Genomic DNA, 6144 nt, shown 5'->3' with positions numbered 1-6144 from the left:
ATTCATTGGCGCTTTCACCCAGAACATCTTCTTCAGCCCCAGGAAGCGCGCTACGGCGAGACTGGTCGGCCGGCGGAAGACGGACCGCTTGTCGCCGCTCTGCTCCTGCCGGCCGTCGATCAGCACGATGATGTGGTCGGCGAGGAAATAGGCCTCGGCGAGGTCGTGGGTGACCATCATCGCCGTCAAGCCCCGTTCGCGTTGCAAGTCCTTCGCCAGCCACCACAGTTCGCGGCGCAGGCTTTCGTTGAGCGCGGTGAACGGCTCGTCGAGCAGCACCAGGCGCGGGTTGGCGGCCAGCGCCCGCACCAGGGCCACGCGCTGGCGGTCGCCGCCGGAGAGCGTGGCGATGCGGCGTGTGAGCAATGCGCCGATGCCGGTGATTGCGACCAGACGATCCAGCAGCGGCCGGTATTCGGCCTCCGGCACACGCCGGGCGCGCGCGCTGTAGGTGAGGTTGTCCAGCACCGACAGGTGCGGAAACAGACCCAGGTGCTGGGGCACGTAGCCGAGCAGACGACGTTCGATGGGCCCGTGCGTGATGTCCTCGCCGGCGAGAAGCACGCGGCCCGACGTCGCCGGCAGCGTGCCGAGCACGGCGGAAAGCAGTGCGCTCTTGCCCAAGCCGGAGGGGCCGAGCACGGTATGGCATTGGCCTGCTTCGATCTTGAGATCGATGCCGGATAGCTGAAAGCCGCCGGCCCGGGCGATAACATGCGTGACATCAAGCATGCACCACTCTCCCCAGCAGGCGGCGGGCGGCAAACAGCGCGGTCAGACCGATGACGACCAGGATCAGGATCAGCACCACCGTGCTCTCGATGTCGGCGGAGGACAGGCGCACGAAGATGGTGATCGGCAGGGTTTCGGTGCGCATGGCCATCGAGCCGGCCACCATCAGGGTGGCGCCGAACTCGCCCAGGGCCTTGGCCCAGGTCAGGATGAAGGCGGCGACGAGACCGTTCTTTGCCAGCGGCAGCGTGACCGTGAAAAAGCCGTGACGCGGGCTCTCGCCCAGAGTGCGGGCCACCCGTTCCAGCGCCACTGGCACCTCGTCGAAGGCGGCCTTCAACATGCGCACCGCCAGGCCCAGCACGGTGACGAACTGCGCCAGCACGATGCCAGCGAAACCGAACACGAAATAGACGACGTTTTCCTGGATCCATTCGCCCAGGGGGTTGTTGAAAAAGATCAGGATGATGGCCCCCAGGGCCGCCGGCGAGACGATGATGGGAAATTCCAGCACCGTCTCCGCCGCCTCCTTGCCGGGAAAACGGGAGCGCGACAGGGCGTAAGCCGCGGGGATGGCGAGCAGCAACGCCAGCAGCGTGGCGAGGGTTGCCGCCATCAGCGACAACCGCACGGAAAAGAGCGTGCGTTCGGTCAGCAGCGTCTCGCGCAGGATGGCGCCGTCGAGGAACCAGAACAGCGAGACGATCAGGCCGGCATAGAGGCTCAGCACCGCCAGGGCGGCGACGATGCTGGCCCGGAATCCACTGGCGGGCTGAGCGATCACGGCTTGACGACCTTCTTCGGATCGACCGTGGCGCGCCGGTTCAGCCATTCCTTGGGCACCACGTATTCGCCGCCCACAGGCTTGACGGCGCCGATCCATTTGAAGGCCGATTCGGGATCGGCGAAATCGCTGTACTTGGCGCAGATCGCCTGGCCTTCGGACCCGGTGACGAAGTCGATGAACTGCTGGGCGAGCTTGGGGTTCTTGCCGTACTTGGAAATGGCGATGGGGATATAGCCGCTGCGCGGATTTGCGCCGCCGGCAGGGGGATGGTCTCGATGCGTTCCGGATCCCAATAGTGGAACACGCGCCAGCCGATCACCGCGTCGGCGAGCTTGAGCGAAATGGCGGTGGCGGTCCGCTCACAGGAGCCGGTGTAGTTCTGGATGTTGGCCTTGAGCTGCTCACGCTCGGCCGGGGTCAGCTCCTGCTCGAAGATCTCCACCGCGTAGGCGCCGACGCACATCCCCTCGGGGTTGACGATGGCCACGCGCAGGCCGGGCTTCAACAGATCTTTGATCCCCTTGATGTTGTGCGGATTGCCCTTCTGCACATTGATCGCCGGCACGGCGTAGACGATGATCTTCTCGATCTCGGGCAGCACATCGCCGTCGCGCTTGGCGATCTCCATATAGTCGGATGAGCCGGGGAAATAGAGGTCGCCCTGTTTCGAGAGCTTCATTTGCGATAGCCCATAGCCCGAGCCGCCGAACACCACCTCGCCATTGACGGCACCTTCCCGGACTGCGCTGACGCTGCCGGAAAATTCGCTACGGGCGCTGGTGTGCATGGTCGAACTCCTTTAAGGGTAGGGTGGGGATGAGATGCCTGGCTGCGGGGCCGGACAGGAAAAACACGGGGCCGAAGCAGTCGGCATGGGTGTCGCAGTCGGCGCAGCCGGGAACCCGAGGCTCGGCAGGCCGAGCTGCTCGCCCAGGGCCTGGAAGAGGAAGCGCTTCCATTTCAGGTCTGGCGTGTTCCGTGCCGCCAGATCGGGGAAGCACAGGCGCAGCAGGCGGCTCACCTCCGGCCGACCGGCCAGACCCAGTTCCTGCCACAGATGGCGCGTGCCGAAGATGTGCAGGCCGGTTTCCGGCGCCGCCAGCGCGAGACCCTCCAGGGAAATCAGGAAGTCACGACGGTGCATGGAGGGTTATCCTTCGTCCTATAAGGCGCCAAAGCGTTTGACGAGAAAAAAAGCAACAGCGGCCAGTCCGGCCAGCAACAGGGAGAGTTCGTTGGCGCAGGCGAAATTGCCGTCCGTGACGTGGTTGTAGATCGCCAGCGACACCGTTTCTGTGCGGCCGACGATGTTGCCGCCCAGCATCAGCGAAATGCCGATTTCGCCCAGGCCGCGTCCGACGGCCAGCGTCAATCCCGCCGCCAGCCCGCGCCGCGCCAGCGGCAGCTCGATGGCGAAAAAACGGTCCATCGGTGCTGCGCGCAGCGTCGCGGCGGTCTCGATCAGTGCCGGCGGCACTTCCTTGAATGCAGCCTGCACCGGCTTGACCATCAGTGGCAGCCCGGCCACGAAGGCCGCGATCACCAGCCCGGGCGTGCGAAAGACGATCTCTGGCCGCAGCGCTTCGGGTAGCGCCCCGGTCAGCACGCCCTGCTGGCCAAGCAGCAGGAGCAGGAAATAGCCGAGAACGACCGGCGGAAACACCAAAGGTACGGTCACCAGCGCATCGAGCAGCTCGCGGCCGGGGAAGCGCCCGCGCGCCAACAGCCAGCCCAGCGGAATGCCGACCGCGAGATGCAGCAAGGCCGCCCACGCCAGTACCTCGGCCGTGAGCAGCCACGGCGTCGTGGAGCAGGCACCCGACATCGCTCACAATCCGTGGCGGTCCAGAATCTGCCGGGCGGGCGGCGTGGTCAGGTATTCGAGAAAGCGTCGGCCCGCATCGGGGAGTTGGCGCTCCTGCACTTGCGCCGCCGAAATCTCGATGGCATCGTGACAGCCGGCCGGCACCTCGATCCAGCCGCCGATGCGCGCCTTTTGCGACAAGGCTTCCGTCAGGTTGACAAAGCCCGCATCCAGATCGCCGGTGGCGACATAGGCGCCGACCTGCGGCAAGGTCGCCACCTCGACGAGTTTGGGCGCCACTGCCTCCTGCAAAGCCAGGCGTTCGAGACAGGTCGCCGCCGCCCGCCCGAAGATTGTCGACTTGCGGTTTGGAATGCCGATCTTGCGCACCTCGGAGCGGGCCAAGTCATTGAGCGAGGCCAATTGCTTGCCAGGCACCGTGATCAGCGCCAACCGGCCTTTACCCAATGGATGAAAGGCGGAAAACATGCCGGTCGGCTCCAGAAACATGCGGTCGCCGATCACGAGAACGATCTGGCTGTTTTCGCGGGTTTGCGACATGACTTGCTGCATATTGCCAAAAACCCCTTCGACCTGGATGCCGGTATCGGCGCGAAAACGCTCAAACAGTTCGAGCAGGGGTTTGCGGTAGCCGGCGGCGGCGGCGACCATCAGGGACTCCGCCGCCAGCGCGTTGGCGCAAAGGGCAAGGGCGAACAAAGAAAAAATCGCTCGTCTGACAAGCTTCATTTCTATTTCCTCAAGAAGTTGCAGCAATACACGAACCGCAGAACTCGGCGCTGTCAAGACGGCGCGAAGCCGCCTCGGCAACGTCGTTTTCCATGGCGCGCACCACGCCGCGCAGCGCTGCCACCTGGGTTTGCGCCACGATTCGTCCGCCATGCAGAACCAGCGCCCAATCGCCCAATCGCTCGGCTTCGTCGATGGCATGAGTGACATACAGAATGGGAATGCGCAGCGTGGCGCGCAACCGCTCCAGATAAGCCATCACTTCGTCTTTGCGGCGCGCATCCAGCGCCGACAGTGGCTCGTCCATCAGCAGTAGGCGCGGCTTGACGGCCAGCGCGCGGGCGATGGCGACGCGCTGCCGCTCGCCGCCGGAAAGTTCGTCGGGCCTGCGTGCGAGCAGGTGCGCGATGCCCAGCAGATCGAGGATCGCGGCGAGGTTTTCGTCGTCCAGTCCGCCCGCGGCGCGGCGGCGGCCGAAATCGACGTTCGCGCGCACCGAGAGATGCGGAAACAGGTTGGCCTCCTGGAACACATAACCGACCGGGCGCCGGTGCGGCGGCACGAATGTCTCTTGACTCTGCCAAATCTCGCCATTGACCGACAGATAACCCGACACCGCGTGCTCCAGACCCGCCACGCAACGCAGCAGTGTCGTCTTGCCGCAGCCAGAGTGGCCGAACAGGATGGTCACGCCCCCGCCCGGAAGTTGTGTCGCGACGTCGAGCGTGAAGTCGGAGCGTTCGATCCGGAAGCGCGCTTCGATGCCGCTCATGCTTTTGCTCCCTCCGGTTGATCGCCAAAGCATTCGGCAAAGCCGTCGCAGGCCGAGCAGCCCGGCGGCATCAATGCCGGCACGCCCAGCCGCAATCCCAGTTCGTGGAACAAGAAGCGACGCCATTTGAGATTCAGTTCCGGCGTGTTGCGCGCGGCGAAGGCCGGGAAGTGCAACGCGAACATCGCCGATACTTCGCGGCGCCCGGAAAGGCGCAAATCCTGCCAGGTATGGCGCTGGCCGAAGGCCGAGCAGGCAATGGCGTGCGCCAGCCAGCGCGCAGGCCGCTCGCGCAGTTCAGGCGCCCGCTCGGCCATCAGGATATCGACGAGCGGCGCGAAATGGCCCGGCAAGCTTGCGGCATCGAACCCCAGCGTGCGCGCGAAAGGCGGCAGCAACCCTTCCGCGGCATTGGCCAGCACACCATGGATGGCTTTGCGGCCTACCGGCAGCAGCCCATGACGCAGGCGAATGGCCGCCAACACGCCCTCGGCCGCGCGACGCGGCCGCTCGGCGAGCATGCGCACATTGGTGCCCGCGGGGACGATCTCGACACATTTTTGCTTCACGTCGAGGGGTACGCCGTCGCGGATCAATCCGCGCACCACGCCCGTCTTGGGCGCGGCGATCGGGGTGTCGCCGATGCGGGCGATGACCTGGCCTTCCGTGACCGTATCGCCGATGTCGAGCCGGGTTTGGAATACTCCGGCCACCGGCGCATACACGTAGCGATCGCGCGACCAGCCGTTAACGGGTTTGGGCTCACCCGCCAATGCGCGAGTGGGGCCTTTTTCGACCACCGAGCCCAAAGTCTCGCCCCAGCCGGTCTCCACGGCCAGGTGGCAATTGCCGCCGGCGTCGAAGTTGGGGCCCAGGCCGATGACCAAGGGCGCGAGCTCGCGCTGGTCTTCTGGTATGGCGCGCTTTCTCATGCGCGCATCGACGAGGAGTTCGGGCGTCAGTGCCGCCAAAATCAGATCGAGTGGTGCCGTGCTGTAGGCAATGTCTGGCGAGCCGCTGTCGCGCCAGGCGCGGATATCGTCGATGCGTCGGCAGGTCTTGTCGAGAAATGTGGCGGAGCCATCGAAGGCGGCATCGGCGAAGGCCTGGCCGCGCCGGGTCACGGCGGGCAGGGGGCCTTCGGCCATGACCACGGCGTATCCGGCGTCGGTCAGGGCGCAGGCCACCGCCGAGGCCAAATCCTGGGCGCCGCGCACGACGGCGCAGGGGCGCAGCGTGGACATCAGAATTGGTAGCTCAGGTTGGCAAACCACATGCGTCCGGCGGCAGGAAAGCCGT

At 65.5% G+C, this 6144-nt stretch carries 8 protein-coding genes and 1 pseudogene; all 9 read right to left on the bottom strand.

The genetic code is table 11. The features are described 5' to 3' along the window. Nucleotides 1-732: ABC transporter ATP-binding protein (locus P3W97_RS07615; protein WP_300845387.1), on the bottom strand; the 732-nt coding region annotated here is incomplete at its 3' end. Further along, the gene (locus P3W97_RS07610) at nucleotides 725-1516 is read right to left on the bottom strand and encodes a molybdenum ABC transporter permease (protein ID WP_300845384.1); all 792 of its coding nucleotides are present in this window, start codon (nucleotides 1514-1516) and stop codon (nucleotides 725-727) included. The genes P3W97_RS07610 and P3W97_RS07615, both read right to left, overlap by 8 nt. Continuing rightward, complete coding sequence (locus P3W97_RS11070) at nucleotides 1513-1812, bottom strand: extracellular solute-binding protein (RefSeq protein ID WP_367184607.1); 300 nt, start codon at nucleotides 1810-1812, stop codon at nucleotides 1513-1515. Before P3W97_RS11070 ends, P3W97_RS07610 begins: the two co-directional genes overlap by 4 nt. Continuing rightward, nucleotides 1776-2306: pseudogene (locus P3W97_RS07605) on the bottom strand (substrate-binding domain-containing protein); the annotation flags it as partial. The pseudogene P3W97_RS07605 and the gene P3W97_RS11070, both read right to left, overlap by 37 nt. A gap of 12 nt (nucleotides 2307-2318) precedes the next feature. Continuing rightward, nucleotides 2319-2663, bottom strand: a complete 345-nt coding sequence (locus P3W97_RS07600) for a nitrogen fixation protein NifQ (RefSeq protein ID WP_300845380.1) — start codon at nucleotides 2661-2663, stop codon at nucleotides 2319-2321. Between the two features lie 18 nt (nucleotides 2664-2681). Beyond that, nucleotides 2682-3344 (bottom strand): molybdenum ABC transporter permease, encoded by a 663-nt coding sequence (locus tag P3W97_RS07595; protein ID WP_300845378.1) that lies wholly within the window; start codon nucleotides 3342-3344, stop codon nucleotides 2682-2684. 3 nt (nucleotides 3345-3347) lie between these two features. Beyond that, nucleotides 3348-4100 (bottom strand): molybdate ABC transporter substrate-binding protein, encoded by a 753-nt coding sequence (gene modA / locus P3W97_RS07590; protein WP_300845376.1) that lies wholly within the window; start codon nucleotides 4098-4100, stop codon nucleotides 3348-3350. Then, entirely contained in the window at nucleotides 4084-4845 is a 762-nt protein-coding gene (modC, locus tag P3W97_RS07585; protein ID WP_300845374.1) for a molybdenum ABC transporter ATP-binding protein, read from the bottom strand. Before modC ends, modA begins: the two co-directional genes overlap by 17 nt. Continuing rightward, the gene (locus P3W97_RS07580; RefSeq protein WP_300845371.1) at nucleotides 4842-6089 is read right to left on the bottom strand and encodes a nitrogen fixation protein NifQ; all 1248 of its coding nucleotides are present in this window, start codon (nucleotides 6087-6089) and stop codon (nucleotides 4842-4844) included. Before P3W97_RS07580 ends, modC begins: the two co-directional genes overlap by 4 nt. Between the last annotated feature and the right edge of the window lie 55 nt (nucleotides 6090-6144).

This window comes from Tepidimonas sp. (genome assembly GCF_029335975.1).
In the GTDB taxonomy this organism is placed as follows: domain Bacteria; phylum Pseudomonadota; class Gammaproteobacteria; order Burkholderiales; family Burkholderiaceae_C; genus Tepidimonas.
Note: the sequence above shows the minus strand (reverse complement) of the source record. Positions and strands in the feature narration are given on the sequence as shown.